General features: G+C 70.6%; 14 protein-coding genes. 1 reads left to right on the forward strand and 13 read right to left on the reverse strand.

Annotated elements, in window-relative coordinates; translation table 11 throughout:
* Window position 1: 1 nt before the first annotated feature.
* Window positions 2–1,429 (reverse strand): amidase, encoded by a 1,428-nt coding sequence (locus tag ABZ532_RS15180; RefSeq protein WP_361282931.1) that lies wholly within the window; start codon window positions 1,427–1,429, stop codon window positions 2–4.
* Window positions 1,430–1,485: 56 nt separating this feature from the next.
* Between ABZ532_RS15180 and ABZ532_RS15185 the strand changes: the two genes are divergently transcribed.
* A complete protein-coding gene (locus ABZ532_RS15185; protein ID WP_361282731.1) occupies window positions 1,486–2,283 on the forward strand; it encodes an SDR family NAD(P)-dependent oxidoreductase in 798 nt (265 codons plus the stop codon).
* A 27-nt stretch (window positions 2,284–2,310) separates the two neighbouring features.
* On the opposite strand, the gene ABZ532_RS15190 is transcribed toward ABZ532_RS15185, so the two are convergent.
* The 12 genes from ABZ532_RS15190 to ggt form a co-directional block, all read right to left on the reverse strand.
* Window positions 2,311–3,876: an NCS1 family nucleobase:cation symporter-1 gene (locus tag ABZ532_RS15190; protein WP_361282733.1), complete on the reverse strand. Its 1,566-nt coding sequence runs from the start codon at window positions 3,874–3,876 to the stop codon at window positions 2,311–2,313.
* Window positions 3,877–3,947: 71 nt separating this feature from the next.
* Window positions 3,948–4,949 carry a TIGR03842 family LLM class F420-dependent oxidoreductase gene (locus ABZ532_RS15195; RefSeq protein ID WP_361282735.1) on the reverse strand — a complete coding sequence of 334 codons (1,002 nt, stop codon included), beginning with the start codon at window positions 4,947–4,949 and terminating at the stop codon, window positions 3,948–3,950.
* A gap of 35 nt (window positions 4,950–4,984) precedes the next feature.
* Complete coding sequence (gene hydA / locus ABZ532_RS15200) at window positions 4,985–6,388, reverse strand: dihydropyrimidinase (protein WP_361282737.1); 1,404 nt, start codon at window positions 6,386–6,388, stop codon at window positions 4,985–4,987.
* Between the two features lie 40 nt (window positions 6,389–6,428).
* A complete protein-coding gene (locus ABZ532_RS15205; RefSeq protein ID WP_361282739.1) occupies window positions 6,429–7,709 on the reverse strand; it encodes an aspartate aminotransferase family protein in 1,281 nt (426 codons plus the stop codon).
* Complete coding sequence (locus ABZ532_RS15210; RefSeq protein ID WP_361282741.1) at window positions 7,706–8,548, reverse strand: nitrilase-related carbon-nitrogen hydrolase; 843 nt, start codon at window positions 8,546–8,548, stop codon at window positions 7,706–7,708. The genes ABZ532_RS15205 and ABZ532_RS15210 overlap by 4 nt, the downstream gene beginning before the upstream one ends.
* Window positions 8,549–8,717: 169 nt before the next feature.
* Window positions 8,718–10,136, reverse strand: coding sequence for a hypothetical protein (locus tag ABZ532_RS15215; RefSeq protein WP_361282743.1), 1,419 nt, complete (start codon window positions 10,134–10,136; stop codon window positions 8,718–8,720).
* A gap of 93 nt (window positions 10,137–10,229) precedes the next feature.
* Window positions 10,230–10,619 (reverse strand): PPOX class F420-dependent oxidoreductase, encoded by a 390-nt coding sequence (locus ABZ532_RS15220; RefSeq protein ID WP_361282745.1) that lies wholly within the window; start codon window positions 10,617–10,619, stop codon window positions 10,230–10,232.
* 124 nt (window positions 10,620–10,743) lie between these two features.
* The gene (locus tag ABZ532_RS15225) at window positions 10,744–11,985 is read right to left on the reverse strand and encodes a cytochrome P450 (RefSeq protein ID WP_361282747.1); all 1,242 of its coding nucleotides are present in this window, start codon (window positions 11,983–11,985) and stop codon (window positions 10,744–10,746) included.
* Window positions 11,986–12,015: 30 nt separating this feature from the next.
* On the reverse strand, window positions 12,016–13,407 hold the full coding sequence (locus ABZ532_RS15230) for an FAD-dependent oxidoreductase (protein WP_361282749.1): 1,392 nt from the start codon (window positions 13,405–13,407) through the stop codon (window positions 12,016–12,018).
* A complete protein-coding gene (locus ABZ532_RS15235; RefSeq protein WP_361282751.1) occupies window positions 13,397–13,642 on the reverse strand; it encodes a ferredoxin in 246 nt (81 codons plus the stop codon). Before ABZ532_RS15235 ends, ABZ532_RS15230 begins: the two co-directional genes overlap by 11 nt.
* 120 nt (window positions 13,643–13,762) lie before the next feature.
* The gene (locus ABZ532_RS15240) at window positions 13,763–14,401 is read right to left on the reverse strand and encodes a hypothetical protein (protein WP_361282753.1); all 639 of its coding nucleotides are present in this window, start codon (window positions 14,399–14,401) and stop codon (window positions 13,763–13,765) included.
* A gap of 133 nt (window positions 14,402–14,534) precedes the next feature.
* Window positions 14,535–16,373, reverse strand: coding sequence for a gamma-glutamyltransferase (gene ggt, locus ABZ532_RS15245; protein ID WP_361282755.1), 1,839 nt, complete (start codon window positions 16,371–16,373; stop codon window positions 14,535–14,537).
* Between the last annotated feature and the right edge of the window lie 85 nt (window positions 16,374–16,458).

Below are 16,458 nucleotides of genomic sequence, written 5' to 3' on the forward strand. Positions count from 1 at the left end.
GTCATTGTTCCACCGGTGCACTCCGACCGGTCAGCGGGGCAGGGTGCCGCTCATGCCACCGGAGGTCGTCCTCCAGCTGGGCGGCGAGCGAGATCAGCCGCTCCTCGCCGCCTGCGGGGCCCAGCAGCTGTGCTCCGACGGGCAGCCCGTCGGCGGTGAATCCGGCGGGCACGTTCACCCCCGGCCAACCGAGTACGTTCCAGGGCCAGGCGTAGGGGCAGGCCGCCGCCATGATGGAGTTGGTGCGCCAGGCGCCGAGCCCGTCGAAGGTGCCGATCGCGGGCGGGGGCGCGGCCGTGGTCGGGGTGAGGACGACGTCGTACGTGTCGAAGATGGCGCCGATCCGCTGGTGCTGGCGTGCCTCGCGGGCGCGAGCGGCGCGCACGATACGGCCGCCGAGAAGCCTGCCGTTGCGCATGGCGGCACGGGTGCGCGGGTCGAGCAGCGCCGGCTCGGGGTGCAGGGCCGCGATCTCGGAGACACCGGCCGTCCCGCGCGGGACGAACCCGAGTCCGATGAGCCCGTACCGGGGCCTCGCCTCCTCCACATCGTGCCCCAGACGGGCCAGGGCCTCGACGACCCCGGCGACGGCACGGCGGATGTCGGGATGGGGCTTGGTGCCGGTGAGGGTGAGCGGCGGGCGCCAGGCGAGGGCGATGCGCAGCCGGCCGGGTTCACGCCGGGCCGCGGCCGATGCCTCGACCGCGTCGGGCTGGTGAAGGTCCTCGGGGTGCGGCCCCTGGACGGCGTCGAGCAGCAGGGCCGCGTCGGCGACGGTACGGGCGAGGGGGCCGTTGACGGTGAGTCCGTGGAAGGCGTCGGTGTGCGGGTACAGGGATACCCTGCCGCGCTGCGGCTTGATGCCCACGAGATGCGTCCAGGCGGCCGGGATCCGGATGGACCCGGCGCCGTCCGAGCCGAGCGCGGCGGGGACGAGTCCGGCGGCGACTGCCGCGGCCGAGCCGCCGGACGAGCCACCGGGGGTGTGCCCGGGCGCCCATGGATTGCGGGTGGCACCGAAGGCGGGGCCCTCGGTGAACGCCCACTGACCCAGTTCGCAGCTGTTCGTCTTGCCGACGATGACGGCACCGGCCCCGCGCAGCCGTCGCACCGCCTCACCGTCGGCGGATGCGGGCGGGACCTCACCGCGGCAGCCGAACAGGGTGGGCAGCCCCGCGACATCGGTGTCGTCCTTGACGGCCATGGGCACACCGAGCAGCGGGAGCCGCTCCCCCGCCGCCAGCCGCCGGTCCGCGTCCTCGGCCTCGGCGAGCGCGGCCTCGGCCCGGATGTGCCGGAAGGCGTTGAGCACGGGTTGGCTCGCCTCGATGCGTTCGAGCGCGTCCGCGACGAGTTCGCGCGAGGTGACCTCGCCCTCCCGCAGCCTTCTCGCCTGTTCGGCAAGTCCTGTGTAGTCCCCTGTGGACATGGCCACCCTGCCCTCCTTATCGTTCGTTCGAACGAACAGAACTGGAGGGTAACCAGATGCGCATCACCGGATCAACTGTTCTGCTCACTGGTGTCACCGGCGGTATCGGTGCCGCACTCGCCGCGGAACTTGCCACGCGCGGCGCACGGTTGATCCTGACCGGGCGCAAGCCCGATGCTCTGGAACCGCTGGTGAAGCGGTACGGGGCACAGGGCATCGTCGCCGATCTCGCGGACCCGGACGACATCGAACGGCTGGCGCGCGAGGCGGCCGGCACCGACATCCTCATCGCCAACGCCGCCCTGCCGTCCAGCGGCGACCTGCTCGAGTACACACCCGAACAGCTCGACAGGGCCCTCACGGTCAACCTCCGCGCCCCCGCCATGCTGGCCCGGCTCCTCGCGCCCTCGATGGTCGAGGCGCGCCGCGGCCATCTCGCCTTCGTCGGTTCCATGTCCGGCAAGACGGCGACCAAGCACTCGGCGCTCTACAACGCCACCAAGTTCGGGCTGCGCGGTTTCGCGCTCGGGCTGCGCCAGGACCTGTACGAGCACGGGGTGGGCGTCTCCGTCATCCAGCCCGGGTTCGTCCGGCACGCGGGCATGTTCGCCGCCACGGGTGCAGAGGCGCCCGCGGGTCTGGGCACGGTCTCACCGCGCCAGGTGGTCGCGGGGGTCGTCCGCGCCGTCGAGCAGGATCGCGCCGAGGTGAACGTGGCGCCCGCGGTGATGAAGCTGCTCACCGCGATCGGTGGCCAGTTCCCGGGCTTCTCGGAGCGGGTGCAGCGCCGGGCGGGCGCGTCCGCCGACCGCACGCTGCGGCGTGTCGTGGAGGCCCAGCGCGACCGCCGCTGAAGCCGGACGCCTGAGGCGGCGCCGTGCTCACCCGTGGGACCTCCCGTGTGGGACCTCCTGTGACACCTGGCGCCGCGACGGCAGCATCAGCAGCGTGTACAGCGCCATCGACGCGGCGAGCCCCACCGCCCAGCCGTAGTCGGCGAGCGGCTTGAGCAAGGGGATCAGCCCGTCCTCGGGAAAGGGCCCCTTGCCCGGCGCGGAATGGGAGCCGCCGATCGCCAGGATGCCGCCCACGGCGAAGGCGACCACACCCCGCCAGTTCCAGCCGCCCGCATACCAGTACGCGCCTTCTGGCCGGTAGAGGTCGGCCAGCTGGAGACGGGTGCGGCGGATGATCCAGTAGTCGGCGATCAGGATGCCCGCCACCGTGCCGAGCAGTCCGCCGACGAGCCCCAGCCAGGTGAAGATGTAGAGCTCGGGGGTCGCGGTCAGCTTCCACGGCATGATCAGCACGCCGACCACGCCCGTGATCAGCGCGCCCCTGCGGAAGTTGATGAAGCGCGGGGCGAGATTGGACAGGTCGTACGCGGGCGAGACCACGTTCGCCGCGATGTTCACGGAGATCGTCGCGACCAGCACGGTGATCAGGGCGTAGAGCAGTCCGAAGACGTTGTCGGTCTTTCCGGCGAGCTCCACCGGGTCCCAGATGGGCACCCCGTACACCGCCTGGGAACCGGAGGTCACGAATACCGAGAGCAGGGCGAACAGCGTCATGGTCGTCGGCAGCCCCATTGTCTGGCCCCAGATCTGCGCCCGCTGTCCGGCGCCGAATCGGGTGAAGTCCGGGATGTTCAGGGACAGCGTGGACCAGAAGGCGATCATCGCCATGAGGGAGGGGAAGAACACCGTCCAGAATTCCGGTCCCCAGCCGAGCTTGGACGGCTGGTCGAGCAGGGGGCCGAAGCCGCCGGCCTTGTTCGCGATCCACACCAGCAGCACCAGCGCGCCGACGATGACGAACGGCGCCGCCCAGTTCTCGAACCGGCGCAGGGTCTCCATTCCCCGGTAGATGATGCCCAGTTCGAGCACCCAGAAGACCACGAAGCACAGCCAGAGAGTCCAGGGCTGCCCGGCGATCTCGGACGCCTTGGCCCAGCCGCCGAAGATGTTGCCGAGCAGGATGAAGATGCCCTGCCCGCCGATCCAGGTCTGGATCCCGAACCAGGCGCAGGCGACCGCGGCCCTGATGAGCGCGGGGAGGTTGGCGCCGCGCACGCCGAAAGAGGCACGCGCCAGCACCGGGAAGGGGATGCCGTACTTGGGCCCGGCATGCCCCGTGAGCAGCATCGGCGCCAGCACGATCACATTGGCGAGCGCGATGGTGAACACCGCCTGCTTCCAGTCCATGCCGAGGGCGACAAGACCGGAGGCGAGCAGCCAGGACGGGATGTTGTGGGCCATCCCGACCCAGAGCGCGGCGAAGTTGTACGTGGTCCAGTGCCGCTTGGCGACGGGTACGGGGAGCAGGTCCCCGTTGACGAAGCGGCCATCGTCGGGGACCGCCCCGGGCACGAGCTCCACCCGGCCATGGGCGTCGGCCAGCTGTTCCGGGTCGTGGGTCGGAGGGGCCGGGGGGACGGGCGCGGTCATGGGCTGGACCCTTCAGCGGGGGTCGGGGGACCCTGTCGGCGGTGGGCTTTCAGCGAAAGGGAGTGAGCGGGTCAGCGGTTGAGTGCCGGGATGATCTCCGCGCCGTAGGCGTCGATCGTGACTTCCTTGGCGTCGTGCATGTTGTAGACCGCGAACTGGTCCACGCCCAGTTCGCGTAGCGCCTGGAGCTTCTCGACATGCGCCTGCGGCGGTCCGAGCAGGCAGAAGCGGTCCACGATCTCGTCGGGCACGAAGTCGGTCGACGGGTTCCCTGCCCGTCCGTGGTGGCTGTAGTCGTAGCCGTGGCGCTCCTTGATGTAGGCGGTCAGCTCCTCGGGCACCATGTCCGAGTGCTCGCCGTAGCGGCCGACGAGATCGGCGACGTGGTTGCCCACCATCCCGCCGAACCAGCGGCACTGGTCGCGGGCGTGGGCCAGGTCGTCACCGACATAGGCGGGCGCGGCGACGCAGATGGTGACCGCGTCAGGGTCGCGGCCGGCCTGCGCCGCGGCGTCCCGTACCGCCTTCACCATCCATTCGGTCAGATACAGGTCGGCGAGCTGGAGGATGAAGCCGTCGGCCTTCTGCCCGGCGAGGGCGAGGGCCTTCGGGCCGTACGCCGCCATCCATACCGGCAGCTTCCCGCCCTGCACCCAGGGCAGTCGCAGGGGCTGACCGTCGACCAGGGCCTCCCGGCCCTCGGCGAGGTCGCGGATGACGTCGATCGCCTCGCCGAGGCGGGCCAGGGTGTTGGGTTTGCGGCCGGCCACCCGCATGGCCGAGTCGCCGCGTCCGATACCGCAGACGGTGCGGTTGCCGTACATCTCGTTGAGGGTCGCGAAGGTGGAGGCGGTGACCTCCCAGGTCCTGGTGCCCGGGTTGGTGACCATGGGGCCGACGTGCAGCGTCTGGGTGTGTTCCAGGATGCGGCTGTAGATGACGAACGGCTCCTGCCAAAGCACCGCCGAGTCGAATGTCCAGCCGTAGCGGAAACCGTTGCGCTCCGCGCGCCGCATCAGGCCGACGACCTCCGACGCGGGCGGGTCGGTCTGCAGGACGAGTCCGAAGTCCACTGAGGGGCCTCCCGATTCAGGGTCGTTGCTCGTTGCTAGTTCAGGTACTGGCAGGTGGACCGCGGTACGTAGACACCGTGCCCGGCCCGGCCGGTGAACTCCCGCTGGTCGATGACGGTCTCACCGCGCGACAGCACCGTCTCCACCCGTCCGGTGACGCGCTTGCCCTCGTACGCCGAGTAGTCGACATTCATATGGTGGGTCTCGGCGGAGATGACCTGGGTGGCGGTCGGGTCGTAGACGACGATGTCCGCGTCGGCACCGGGCGCGATGGTGCCCTTCTTCGGATAGAGCCCGAACATCCGGGCAGGGGTCGCGCAGGCGATCTCGATCCAGCGGCGGCGGGTGATGTGACCGTCGACCACCGCCTGGTGGAGCAGGTCCATCCGGTTCTCCACACCCGGCAGACCGTTGGGGATCTTGGAGAAGTCGCCCCGGCCCAGCTCCTTCTGTCCCGTGAAGCAGAAGGGGCAGTGGTCGGTGGACACGACCTGGAGGTCATTGGTGCGCAGGCCACGCCAGAGCGCCGCCTGGTGCTCCTTCGGCCGAAGCGGTGTGCTGCACACGTACTTGGCGCCCTGGAAGTCGGGCTCCGCGAGGTTGTCGGTGGACAGGAACAGGTACTGGGGGCAGGTCTCACCGAAGACGTTCAGGCCCTTGCCCCGTGCCTGGGCGATCTCGGCGACGGCCTCCTCCGCGGAGACGTGCACGACGTAGAGGGGCGCGCCCGCGACCCGGGCGAGCTGGATGGCGCGGTGCGTTGCCTCGGCCTCGAGGAGCACCTTGCGGACCTCGCCGTGGTAGCGGGGATCGGTCTCACCGCGGGCGAGGGCCTGTTCGACGAGCACGTCGATCGCGATGCCGTTCTCGGCATGCATCATGATCAGCCCGCCGTTGGCGGTGCCCCGCTGCATGGCCCTCAGGATCTGCCCGTCGTCGCTGTAGAACACGCCCGGATAGGCCATGAAGAGCTTGAAGGAGGTCACCCCCTCCTCGACGAGCAGGTCCATCTCCTTGAGCGAGGACTCGTTGACGTCGGCGAGGATCATGTGGAAGCCGTAGTCGATGGCGCAGTTGCCGTCGGCCTTGGCGTACCAGGCGTCGAGTCCTTCGCGCAGCCCCTGGCCGACGGACTGGACGGCGAAGTCCACGATGGTGGTGGTGCCGCCCCAGGCGGCGGCGCGGGTGCCGGTCTCGAAGGTGTCGGAGGCGAAGGTGCCGCCGAACGGCAGCTCCATGTGCGTATGGGCGTCGACGCCGCCCGGGATGACGTACTTCCCGGTGGCGTCGATGGTGCGGTCCGCGGTCCAGCTCTCGGCGGCTCCCGAGCCGTGTGCGGCCAGGGCGGCGATACGGCCGTCCTCGACGAGTACGTCGGCGTGGGTCTCCTCCGCGGCGGTGATGACGAGTCCGCCGCGGATCAGGGTGCGGTTGCTCATGGGGTTTCCCGGTCTCTGAAAGGGATGGACTGGGCGATGCCTACAGGCTGCGCAGGGCCCGTTCGAGGATCGCGGCGCCCTCCTCCGCCTCCGCGACGGTTAGCGTCAGCGGTGGGGCGATCCGCAGCACGCTGGTGTTGTGCGCGCCGCCCTTGCCGATGAGCAGGCCGCTCTCACGGGCCGCTTCGTACACAGCGGCGGCGGCTTCGGGGTTCGCCTGGTCCGTGCCGGGCTTCACGAGCTCCACCCCGGCCATCAGCCCACGGCCGCGCACTTCGCGTACCTCCGGGATCGCCGCGCCGATGGCGCGCAGCCGTTCCAGCAGCATTCCCCCGACGCGCCGGGCGTTGCCCTGGAGATCGTGCTCCAGGAGGTACGCGAGGTTCGCGAGGCCCGCCGCCATGGTGACCGGTGAACCGCCGAAGGTGGAGATGGAGTTGGCGTCGATGCAGTTCATGACCTCGGCGCGGGCGACCACACCGCCGACGGACATGCCGTTGCCGATGCCCTTGGCGAAGGTGAGGATGTCCGGCGGCCCGTTCTGACCGTGGGCCTGCCAGCCCCAGAAGTTGTCGCCGGTCCTGCCCCAGCCGGTCTGCACCTCGTCGGAGATCCAGAGGATGCCGTGCCGGTCGAGCACCTCGCGGAACGCCGCGTACAGCCCGTCGGGCGGTGAGGTGAAGCCGCCGACGCCCTGGATCGGTTCGGCGATCAGCGCGGCGACATCACGGGTCTGCCCGAGCAGGTCCTCGAGGTCGGCCACACAGGCGTCGATGAACCGCGCGTCGGAGAGCTGGGCGTACGGTCCCCGGGTGCGGATACCGCCGTGGACGTAGAGCGTCTGGAGCGGGGAGAGTCCGGTGGGGGTCCAGGCGCGGTTGCCGGTGATGGACACGGCGGAGAAGGAGCGGCCGTGGTAGCTGTTGCGCATCGCCAGGACCGTTCCGGACCTGCGGTACGCCGTGGCCAGTAGCAGGGCCGTGTCATTGGCCTCGGTGCCGGATGTGGTGAAGAAGACCCGGGCGTCGGGGATGCCGGAGAGGGCCGCGATCCGCTCGGCGAGCTCGACCATCGGGCGGTTGAGGTAGAGCGTGGAGGAGTGGATGATCCGCCCGGCCTGCTCGCTCACCGCCTTGGTGACCTCGGGGAGTGCGTGGGCGGTCATGGTGGTGAGGATGCCGCCGAAGAAGTCCAGGTAGCGGTTGCCGTCCGCGTCCCAGACGTGCCGTCCCTCGCCGTGGGTGATCTCGATGGGGTGCTGGTAGTAGAGGGCGACCCAGTCGGGGATGACGGCGCGGTGCCGTTCGTACAGGTCGTTCACGGCTGCACCAGTCCCTCGTAGGCGTCGGGCCTGCGGTCCCGGTAGAACGCCCACTGCTGCCTGACCTCTTCGATGAGGCCGAAGTCCAGGTCCCGCACGATCAGTTCCTCGCCCTTGTCGCCTGCGGTTTCACCGACGAACTGGCCGCGGGGGTCCACGAAGTAGCTGGTGCCGTAGAAGTCGTTGTCGCCGTACTCCTCCTGGCCGACGCGGTTGATGGCGGCGATGAAGTACTCGTTGGCGACAGCGGCGGCGGGCTGTTCGAGCTGCCAGAGATAGGCCGACAGACCGCGCGAGGTGGCCGATGGGTTGTAGACCAACTGGGCACCGTTGAGTCCGAGTTGGCGCCAGCCTTCCGGGAAGTGGCGGTCGTAGCAGATATAGACCCCGACCCTGCCCACGGCGGTGTCGAAAACGGGCCAGCCCAGGTTTCCGGGTTTGAAGTAGTACTTCTCCCAGAAGCCCTTCACCTGGGGGATGTGGTGCTTGCGGTACTTCCCGAGGTAGGTGCCGTCGGCGTCGATGACGGCCGCGGTGTTGTAGTAGAAGCCCGTGCCCTCGACCTCGAACACCGGGACCACGATCACCATGCCGGTCTCCCGGGCGAGGTCGCGCATCCGCAGCACGGTGGGGCCGTCCGGGACCGGTTCGGCCCAGCGGTAGTGCTCGGGCTCCTGGACCTGGCAGAAGTACGGGGCGTTGAAGACCTCCTGGAATCCGATGACCTTCGCGCCCTGGCGTGCGGCCTCGCGGGCGTGCTCCTCGTGCTTGGCGATCATCGACTCCGTGTCGCCGGTCCAGGTCGCCTGGACGAGTGCGGCGCGTACGACATTGGTCATTGAGCTGCTCCTTCGACAAGACGTCAGAGAGCCTCTACGCACGTAGATGCAATACGTAGGAGGAGAACGTAAGCCCCGTCACACACTGGGGCAAGACCATCACCGTCAACCCGCAGTGTCGATCATGTTCGCACCTCAGCGGTCGACAATCAGCGTATACCGTACTTTTTCAGGCGCCGAGGAGTCCTGCGACGCGCAGAGCATGCACCAGATCGCGCTCCCGGTCGGGTGACACGGCACGGGCCGCGGTCAGCAGGCGCGGCACGAGGCCGCGCGGGTCAGAGGCGGCGAGCTGTGCGGCGTCCTCGGGCGCACGGGCTCGTACGAACGCGCTGAGCAGGGAGTTCGCTTCCTCCTCGCCCCCGGCGTCGTCGAGCGCGAGCACGGCTTCGGCGATCTCGGCGGGCGGACGGGCGACGCCCTGACGGAGCAGATACCGGCAGTCGTCCGCGCGGCCCGCCGCGCCCAGCGCCTGCGCGGCGGCAGCGAGATGCGCGGGCGGCAGCGACGCGGCCTCCCACAGCAGGGTGGCCCAGTCGGCGCCGAGTCCGGACCGGTGCAGCTCGTCGCCCAGCACCGGCAGCCAGGCGGCGGGGCGCGTGGCCGCCTCACACAGCACGGCGTGTGCCTCGCCGCCGCGCCCCTCGGCGCGCAACCGGCTGAGCACCGCCACGGTCTCGGCAGCGGCGCGGCGCGCCTGGACGTCCGGCTGTCCGGTGGCCGGCCCTGCCGGGGCCTTCTCCCGCTCGTCATCGCGACCGCCGCCGCTCCCGAACCGCGCCCCGCGCGGTCGCGTTCCGGCCATGGGCAGCGGAGGAACGGCATCGGCCAACGGCTCGCCCGGCACCGGGTCGGCTCCGCCCGGAGGGGCGTAGCGGGCGCCGCGTGAGCGACGCTTCGGCCCGCTCCACCCCCGCCTCCGGCGCTCACCGCCCGGCGCGGGCGAGGCGGGCGGGGCGGCAGCGGGCTGCGTCGGGTCGGGGCCCGGCTGCTCGTTCCGGTCGCCACCTGGGTGGAACGAGGAGCCGGCCGATTCCGGGACGGGTTGCCGGTCCGGACCCGCCGGTCGCGACTCCGATCCCCCGGAACCGGGGTCGTCCACCGGCAACGCGGCCAGCCGGGCCGAGAGTTCCGCGCAGCGGGCCGCGGCACGCGCATGGTCGTCGTTCACCCAGGACAGCTCATGAGCCAGGGCCTGGTGGCCCGGGGAGCCCTCGGCGAGCAGGGCCAGCCGGCGCAGCAGCTCCTGGCCGCGGGCCGCCGCAGCGGCCCGCTCCCGGTGCATCAGCTCCAGGCGTTCCCGCAGGGCGTCGTGCCCACCCGCGCGCAGGTCGTGAGCGGTGACCGCGGCATTGTGCAGCGCGCTGGCGTTCTCGCTCTCGGCCTGCCCCGCGCCGAGATCCAGGAGCAGTGATTCCACCACGTCCCAGGGCGGGATCTCCGCACCCCGGAGGCAGGCCGCCAGCCCCTCGGGGTCACGCCGCCAGAACACCCCGTACCAGCCCGCTTCCCGATCGAGCCGCTCCGTCAGCTCCCCGAGATATCGTGCGAAAACCGCTATGTCCATCGGGAGTTGGTCCACCGTCATCGCCGCCCGCCCTCCGTCACCCGCCGGCAGGCATTGCACCCCAGCCGCGTTACGGTACGGCTACGCGCAGTTTTCGCGGACGGTGCGGATTGCTCAACGTGTCCGCAGCGTCACTGCGATGCCCGTGTGAGGCCGCTTGCCGCGACGCACGACGGCGGCAGGCCAGTCGATGAGCCAGAACTGCCAGGTGTACTTGCGGGCGAGCAGCCGCCGCACCTTCTTGAGCTCCGCGTCGTCCAGCAGCCGCGCGGCCCCCTCCTCGACAGGCGCGCCGTCGGCGACCCTGCCCCGCACATCGCAGGGGGCCACGGTCACCCGCCCGTCGTTGCGGAGCCGTTTGACCTTCCACGAGTCGGAGCGGGTCCAGACGTAGATCTCACCGCCGTCGACGGCGAACCACACGGGTGTGGCGACACCCGTCCCGTTCTTGCGGAAGGTGGTGAGGCTGAGGTATTTGGCGCGGTCGAGCTTCTTCAGGTCCACGGTCGGGAGACTACGCCGCGTAGGTCCGTCCGGGCGTGGATGCGGGTACGCAGTGCGTCACCAGCTCGTCCATGGACAGCTCGAGGACACCGCCCAGTGCGGCGACGGCGAAGGGGGACAGCCCTCAGCCCCGGATGCCGTCGCAGGCGATGGGCAGATGACGGGGCCCGCGCAAGACCGCGTTCTGCCGGTACTCGGGCGGGTCCTCGAGCAGTCGGGGGTTGACCAGCCTGCGGGCGAGCTCGCTCAATGCGAGCTGGGCCTCCAGGCGGGCGAGCGGGGCGCCGAAGCAGGAGTGGATGCCGCTGCCGAAGCCCAGGTGCTGGATGTCGCCCCGGTCCGGGTCGAAGCGGTCCGGGTGGTCGAAGCGCTGGGGGTCTCGGTTGCCCGCGGCCACGACCAGCCAAAGCGAGGCGCCCTTGGGAATGGTGACACCGCAGATGTCGATGTCCGCCAGGGTGGTCCGGTTCGGCACCAGCTGCACCGGTGGTTCGAAGCGCAGCAGTTCCTCCACGATGGGAACCGCGAGCTTCGGGTTCTCGCGCAGCCGCTGGAGCTGGTCGGGGTTGCGCAGCAGGGTCAGCATCCCGTTGGTGATCAGGTTGACCGTGGTCTCATGGCCGGCGATCAGCAGCAGTGCCGCTGTGCTCAGCAGCTCCATGGTCGACATGGATCCGTCCGGCCCGCGGAGGGTGGCCAGTTCGGAGAGCATGTCGTCCTTGGGGTTCTTGCGCCGCTCCTCGATGAGCCCGGCCAGGTACATGCCGAGCTCCGTACGGGCCTGCTGCGTGATCTTGTTCCGCTCGGTCGGGTCCTGACCTGGCATCGGGTCCAGGCTGGCCGCCAGGGTGTCCGCCCAGGTGTGGAAGCGCGACTCGTCCTCACGCGGCACACCGAGCAGCCGGCAGATCACGGTCACCGGGAACGGGTACGAGAACTTCTCGACCAGGTCGAGGTGTTCCGTGTCGCCGATCCCGTCGATGAGGCCGGAGACGATCTCCTCCAGCTCACCGTGCATCTGGTAGATCCGGCGCGGACTGTGGGGCGGTCCGAACGACGAGTTCGTCATCCGGCGCAGCCGGTCGTGCTCAGGGGGGTCGAGACGGATGAAACTGGGCGGCAGGCTCGACTCGTCCTGCGCGTCGAACCCGGGGTCCCCGGGCACGTTCAGGTTGTGGGGGTCGGAGCTGACCCGTGGATCGTGGAGCAGGCTCCGGATCTCGTGGTAGGTGCTCACGACGAAGGAGCCGTCGCCGTCGCTGTGGACCGGGGTCTTACGCAGCTCCGCGTAGAGCGGATACGGGTCGTGACGGTTGCTGTAGTCGAGGATCTGCCGCAGCAGGCTCTCTTGGCTGCCTTGGGTCATGACCTGTCCTTCGGGTCGCTCACGGCCTCGTTACCGGCCAGGGGTGAAGCTCATCCGCCGGTCGGACGGCGAGTACCCGCTCAGGGTCACGGTCGGCCCGTGGGAGGGCACCGAGGGGTCCGGGAAGTCGGCAGACACCGGGCGCTGCCCCTCGGGGCGCCGGTCCACCGTCGGGAACTTCGGCGGGAAGGGCGCGGTCGTCTCGATCAGGTGCTGGTAGAACGGCAACCAGCGGGCCTGGTCGAAGGTGACGGCGCCGATGACGCGCCCCTGGTAGCCGTAGACACCGACGAACCGCCGCTCGGCGAGCGAGCCCTGCGAGACGATGATCTCCGTGCCCATGGACGGTACGCCGACCGACTTGATGTTCACCCCGAACTGGGAGGACCAGAAGCCGGGTACCCACATGTGGGGGCGGCGGTCGACGCTGTCGCAGAGCATGTTGTGTGCGGCGGTCTCGGCCTGGGTGACCGCGTTGCCCCAGTGCTCCAGGGACAGGAACTGATAGCCGAACAGCGGGTGCGGGGACCGTGCCACGTCACCGGCCACGAAGATGTCGTCGGTGACGATGCCCCGGATGTCGAACGCCCGGCAGCCCGCGTCGCAGGCGATACCGCGGGGGCCCGCGCCGAGCCCTGACCCGGCGAGCCACTCGGTGTTGCGGGTGGCGCCGAGACAGACGACCACGACGTCCGTCTCCACGCTGGTGCCGTCGGACAGGTGGGCTGCTCGCACCCGGCCCGCGGTGTCGCCCTCGAGGCCGGTGACCATCACTCCGCAGCGCAGGTCCACGCCGTTCTCCTGCTGGAGTTGGGCGGCGACCTGTCCGACCACACCGCCGAGCGCTCCGACGAGCGGCGCCGAGCCGCGCTCCGCTACGGTGACCTCGATCTCGCGCTCACGGCAGGCAGACGCGATCTCCGAGCCGGTGAAGCCCGCGCCGATCACGAACACCCTGCGGGGGCCCGCGGACAGCCGCTTCTGGAGCGCGGTGGCGTCGTCGCGGGTGCGCAGCACGAAGACCCCATCGAGTTCGGCTTCGGTCTCGTGCGGCCATGGACGGGCCCGTACGCCTGTGGCGATCAGCAGCCGGTCGTACGGCACCTCCTCGCCGTCGGCCAGCCGTACCCGCCGGGCCGCCATGTCGAGACCGGCCGCCGGGACCCCGAGCCGCCACTCGGCGTCCAGGGCGCGGCGGCGGGGCAGCGCGGTGTGGTCCGGTGTGGCGCGGCCCAGCAGGACGCCCTTGGACAGCGGGGGGCGGTCGTAGGGCTCGTACGGTTCGTCGCCGATCAGTGTCAGCGAGCCGGCGAAGCCCTCGTCCCGGAGGGTCTCCGCGGCGCGCAGCCCGGCCAGCGACGCGCCGACGACGACGACGCGCCCCTCACGCTTCAGCCAGTCGAGGAATGCTTCACCGGGCATGGGAGGCCCCCTGGGCACCAGCGGTGGCCTCGGCGTCCGCCCCGTCCACCGCGTCCACGAGAATTGCCTGCACCGGACAGGCTGCCGCCGCCCGGAGCACCGCGTCGCGCTGCGCCTTGTCGGCGTCAGGGTTGTACAGCAGCGCTTCCTCGCCGTGCATTTCGAAGACGTCCGGTGCGAGGAACGCGCACTGCGCATAGCCCTGGCATCGGTTGAGATCGACGACAAGTCTCACCCGGATCAGCCCTTCCCGTGACTAGTCACTCTCCGTATCACCATGGGCTCCTGGGCGGGACTCCGCGCGCCGGGATGGACCGGTGGAGTGAACGGCGGTCCTCCGGAATGACGGGAGCCGTCACACCGGCCCGGCCGTGGATGCCTCGGTCCGTGGCCGCAGGCGGAGCCTGAGCAGATGGATGCTGACGATCACGGACCAGACCGGGAACACCATCTCGGACCAGGGGAAGCCCGGCCCGGCGAACAACAGCACCAGGCCCGCCGCGTACCCGACGAGCGCGTAGGGGCGCGGGAACACCCCGAGCCTGCGGCCGATGTGCGAGGTGGTGAAGATGAAGACGGCGGCCATCCGCATGGAGTACGTCGTCAGCAGGGTGTACGCGAAGTCGCGGCCGAACTGCGACGGCTGCTGATCGACCAGGATGCTCCCGGCCGCCGCGGCGGCACCGAACAGGGTGGCCACGAACACCAGTCCGCTGCCCAGGAACACGGTCGCGACGAACCTGTCCTCCGCCTCCCCCACCTGGGCACGAAGCGCGCCCATGAACCACAGGAAGAAGATCCCGGCGAACGGCACCAGCTCCAACGCCACCCGCACGGCCCGCTTGCGGTCGGGGCTGATCGCACCGGTCGGTACGGCACCCTCCGGAATCGCGATCCGCATCAGCACGATCGCCGCCGCCAGCAGCACGGCGAACACGATGCCGGCCAGCCCCGCCGCCCGCGGGGTCCGCAGCCGCTCCCTGTTCGCCTCCATGGACCACTCGCTTTCTCTCCCGTGCCCCCGTGACCGGCCGCTCGACCGCACTTAACAGCAAGCAGTCCCCCGGCCCCGCACGCCACCGGGGCCACCCTCATGGGTGACCCCGGTGACGAGGTGCGCGTGCGCGCTACGGTGTGCCGCTGGGCCGTACGGCCATGGCGGAGCCGCCGCCCCGCCGTACCTTCTCGGCGGCGGCGATCCAGCGGCCGTCAGGCAGCCGCTGGACCGCTGTCGCGGCGCCGATCTCCGGGTTCTGGCGGAAGGCATGGCCGCGCGCCTCGAGCTCAGCCCTCAGGGGGCTGTTCCAGAGGGCCGGTTCCAGTTCGGTCGTGGTCTGGTTTCGCTGGCTCGCGCGCGGGGCGGCGATCGCCTCCACCAGCGGGAGGCCGCGGTCGACCACGCCCGTCAGGGTCTGGAGCACCGTGGTGATGATCGTGGCACCGCCCGGGGAGCCGAGCGCCAGCACGGGCCGGTCCCGCTGGTCGAGCACGACGGTGGGAGAGATGGAGGAACGGGGGCGCTTGCGGGGTCCCGGCAGGTTGGGGTCGTGGACCGACGGGTTCGCCGGTGCGAAGGAGAAGTCGGTGAGTTCGTTGTTGAGCAGGAAGCCCCGCCCGGGCACCGTGATCGCGCTGCCGCCGGTGGACTCGATGGTCAGGGTGTAGGCCACGACGTTGCCCCACTTGTCGGCGACCGTGAGATGCGTGGTGTTGTCGCCTTCGTAGGTCGCTGGGACGGCCTTGCCGGCCGCCGCGCAGGCGACGGGCCTGCTGGGGTCACCAGGAGCCAGCGGGCTCTTGAGTACGGCGTCGTCGCGGATCAGGCACTCCCGTGAGTTCGCGTATCGCTGGGACAGCAGCTCCTTCACGGGTACGTCCTCGAACGCCGGGTCGCCCACCCAGCGCCCCCGGTCGGCGAAGGCGATCCGGCTCGCCTCGATGAACCGGTGCAGATAGCCGGCCGCCGACTGCTCGGACAGATCGGTGCTCTCCAGGATGTTGAGTGCCTCGCCGACGGTCGTCCCACCGGAGGACGCGGGTCCCATGCCGTACACGTCCAGACCCCGGTAGGTCATCCTGGTCGGCCGGCGCCACTCGGTCTCGTAGGCCGCCAGGTCCCTCAGGGTGAGATCCCCGGGTCTCACCACCCGTGTCGCGCCCTCGCGGACCTGCGGGTGCCGCACGGTGTTCACGATGTCCCGGGCGAGGGGGCCGCGATAGAGCGCGCCGGTGCCCTTGCGCCCGAGCTCGGCGTAGGTGCGCGCCAGATCCGGATTGCGGAACACCGAGCCGACCACCGGCAGCTGTCCGCCCGGCAGGAAGAGTCCGGCCGTGGCCGGGAAGTCCCGGAAGCGGGCCTCGTTGGCCTGGGTCTGGGCGCGGAAGGTCGCGTCCACGGTGAAGCCGTCCCTGGCGAGCTTCTCGGCGGGCTTCAGCAGCGCCCGGAGGGACCGGCTGCCCCATTCGTCCAGCGCCGCGTCCCAGGTGTCCGGGGTACCGGGGGTCCCGACGCCGAGGCCGCTGGTGACGCCCTCGTCGAACGGGATGGGCTTGCCGTTCTCCAGGAAGAGCGAGGTATCCGCGGAGCGGGGCGCGGTCTCGCGCCCGTCGATGGTGTGGACGGTCCGGGTGTCGGCGTCGTAGTAGACGAAGAAGCCGCCACCGCCGATGCCCGCGGAGTAGGGCTCGGTGACACCCAGTGCCGCCGCCGTGGCCACGGCGGCGTCCACGGCGTTGCCACCACCGCGCAGCACCTCGATGCCGGCCGCCGAGGCGTCCGGGTCGACGCTTGCCACCACTCCCCCGTAGCCCACGGCGACCGGCACCTTGGCCTTGGCCGGGGCTTCGGTGTGGGCGGCCCTGACCGCGGGGGGCACCGAAGGGCCCGATGCCCCCGTCGCGAGGACCGCCATGACCAGGGCGGGAATGGCGACGAGGCGATGGGTTGTCCTGGTAGTACGACGCATGTGTACCTCCAGCCGACGAGAGTCGGCCGCAGCGTAGCGTCCCTTCGTTCTCCCCGTCAGGACCGCGTCGAACACCTTTCCGCCG

The organism is Streptomyces sp. NPDC019396 (assembly GCF_040632375.1).
Taxonomy (GTDB): Bacteria; Actinomycetota; Actinomycetes; order Streptomycetales; family Streptomycetaceae; genus Streptomyces.